The organism is Bacillota bacterium (genome assembly GCA_040754675.1).
Taxonomy (GTDB): Bacteria; Bacillota; Limnochordia; order Limnochordales; family Geochordaceae; genus Geochorda.
Map to the genome: position 1 here is coordinate 1 of JBFMCJ010000533.1, position 2,762 is coordinate 2,762.

Below are 2,762 nucleotides of genomic sequence, written 5' to 3' on the forward strand. Positions count from 1 at the left end.
TGTCTCCCACGTAGGCAACCTTGAGCCCCTCCAGGCGCCCCTTCTTCTCCCGCATGGTGAGCAGGTCGGCCAGCCCCTGGCAGGGATGCTTGAGGTCGGTCAGGGCGTTGATCACCGGGTTCTTCATATAGTAGGCGAACTCTTCCACTATCTCCTGGCCGAACGTCCTGATCACCAGCGCGTCGCAGTACCGGTCGACGACCCGCGCCGTATCCCTGATCGGCTCCCCGCGCCCCAGTTGCAGTTCGTCCGGGCGCATGTAGAATGATTGCGCCCCCAGGTGGGCGATGGCCGCCTGGAAGGAAACACGGGTCCGGGTGGACTTCTTTTCGAACAGGATGCCAATCGCACGTCCCCGCAGGTATTCGTGGGGCTCCCGGCGAGCCCACTTGCGCTTGAAGTCCGCCGCCGTCTCCAGCAAGTACTCGATTTCCTCCCGCGTGTAGTCCATCAGGGTCAGAAAGTCGCGGCCGCGGAAATGATCCCTCATCCGTCAGCACCTCCTCAGAAGTCCGTCTCATGCGTTTCGCGCTTGCCGACTCAACCTCCTAGTCAAGGCCTACAAAGGTATCTGCACATCTTTGCACCAACCTCCAAAGCAGAAAGGACAAAAGATGCCTCTCGGCGAACAACAATGGCGGTGGGAACATGCTGACGGTGGGTGAGGCGCTGGGCATCGGCGTGATGCAGAGGGCGCGCCTGATCGCGGGCGCGGGCGGCCTGGGCAGGGTGATCCGCACCATAACCGTTATGGACACCCCCGACATCAAGAACTGGCTCCGGGGAGGAGAACTCCTGCTGTCCAACATCTTCGTGATCAAGGACAACCCCGAGGAGCAGGTCCGCCTGGTTCAGGACCTGGCCGAGCGCGGCGCGGCAGGCCTGGGCATAAAGCTCAAGCGTTATGTGGAATCCATCCCGCCCAGGATGCTGGAACTGGCCGACAGCCTGGACCTGCCCCTCATCGAAATGCCCGTCGACTGCGCGTGGATCGACGTCATGATCCCCCTGTACACCGAGATCATCAACAGGCAGGCAGCCCGGCTGAGCCGAGCCTGGGAAATCCATGACACTTTCACGCGGGCCGCCCTCGAGGGCCGGAGCATCCAGGGGGTGCTGGAGTTGCTATCCTCCCTCACCGGGTCGGCTGCCGCCATGGTGGATGCGGAGGGCAACATCCTGGGAGCACAACCCCCGGGATCGTGGGACGAGGCAGCCATCAAATGGGCGTTGCCGGAGGCACAGGGGGCCAATGGACCGGTTCTCCCACCGGACGAGACCCCTGCCGCGGAGAACCGCCGCGTTTTCCCCGTGAAGGCCGGAAAGCGACTGCACGGATACGTGCTGCTCCAGGCCCCCGGACAGATCAGCGAAGCCGACTTCACCGCCCTGGAACACGCCGCCACCGTGCTGGCCCTGGAAATGGCCAAGCTGCAGGCCATCAGCGAGGTCGAGCGACGCTTCGAAAACCAGTTGCTCTGGGACCTCCTGAACGGAAATATCACGACAAAGGAAGCACTGGAGTCGCGAGCCAGGCACGCCGGGATGAAGCCGGCTCCCGGTTACGCGGTGATTGTGCTGGACATCGACGGGTTCGAACGCTACTGCCTCGAAGTCCTCCGCGACGAAGAGAAGGCACAGGAAGTGCGGGAGCGCTTCGCACGGACCGCGCGGTCTTCGGCCGCCTTCCACATGCCGTCCAGCCTGTGCATGGACCTCAGCGACAGTGTCACGGTACTCGTGCCGGTGGTTTCCCCGGACCGCGGGGATTTGGTGCGCCTAGCCGCGGCCATCCGCAACGAGACTCTGGGAGCTTTGCCGGGCCTGACCGTTTCCGGGGGCATCAGCCGCGTGTGCCGCGAACTCCAGCAGCTTCCCGGGGCCTACCGGGAGGCACGCCAGGCCATCGAACTGGGTAAGGAACTCAAAGGTGCCGGGCACATCACAGATTTCGACGAACTGGGCAGTTACCGCGTGCTGCTCAGTTCGGGGAACCGTGCCGAGATAGAGAGGTTCTACCGCGAGATACTGGGGCCCCTGGAGGAACAGGAACAGCCCGAGCTTATCGAGACCGTGGCCGCCTTCTTCCGCTGCAACTGCAATCCCGTTCGGTGTGCTCGCGAGCTTTTCGTCCACCCCAATACGGTGCGCTATCGCCTGCGCAAATTCGAAGCCCTCTCCGGCATCTCCTTGGGGAACCAGGAAGACCTTTTCAACCTGCAACTGGCCCTGAAGTTACGCCGCCTTATGGGCCACAAAACGCAACCCGATAACACCCCCCGCACTCCTCCCACTAGTAACCGCGCCGCTTGTCGACCACGTTGAGGAGGGGTTGGCCGGTCAGGAAGCGGCGCAGGTTGTCCAGGAACATCTGAAGGGCATGCCCCTCATAGTCTTCCATGCTGCCCCCCACGTGGGGGGTGATCACCACGTTGGGCAGGTCCCAGAGTTCGCTTTGCGGAGGCAGGGGTTCGGTGGCGAAGACGTCCAGCCCCGCCCCCGCGATGCGGCCCGTCTTGAGAGCCTCCACCAGAGCAGGTTCGTCTACCACCTCCCCCCTGGCCACGTTGATAAGGAAGGCGGTCGGCTTCATAGCCTCCAGTTCCCGCCGGCCGATCATCCCCCGCGTCTCGGCGGTCAGGGGGACGCACAGCACCACCCAATCCGCCCGCGCCAGCAGGCGCAGAAGAGATTCCGGGCCCGCCACCTCCTCCACGCCCGCCGGGGACCCCGAGTGGTGACCGGCGGTACCGGGCGGTGAG

The 2,762-nt window shown here is 64.0% G+C and carries 3 protein-coding genes; 1 reads left to right on the forward strand and 2 read right to left on the reverse strand.

The genetic code is table 11. The annotated features are described in order from the left end of the window. On the reverse strand, window positions 1-490 hold a 490-nt coding region (locus tag AB1609_20340; GenBank protein MEW6048793.1), incomplete at its 3' end, for an ornithine carbamoyltransferase. A gap of 158 nt (window positions 491-648) precedes the next feature. Here AB1609_20340 and AB1609_20345 point away from each other — a divergent pair. Then, window positions 649-2,325 carry a PucR family transcriptional regulator ligand-binding domain-containing protein gene (locus AB1609_20345; GenBank protein MEW6048794.1) on the forward strand — a complete coding sequence of 559 codons (1,677 nt, stop codon included), beginning with the start codon at window positions 649-651 and terminating at the stop codon, window positions 2,323-2,325. Here the strand turns inward: AB1609_20345 and AB1609_20350 are convergent. Beyond that, window positions 2,294-2,762 (reverse strand): NAD(P)-dependent oxidoreductase (locus tag AB1609_20350; protein MEW6048795.1); only part of this gene is annotated, 469 nt, incomplete at its 5' end. The genes AB1609_20345 and AB1609_20350 overlap by 32 nt on opposite strands.

What these genes read in the sequence shown, in the direction of transcription:
- AB1609_20345 (MEW6048794.1), top strand. Translation starts at nt 649, where the DNA reads ATGCTGACGGTGGGTGAGGCGCTGGGCATCGGCGTGATGCAGAGGGCG.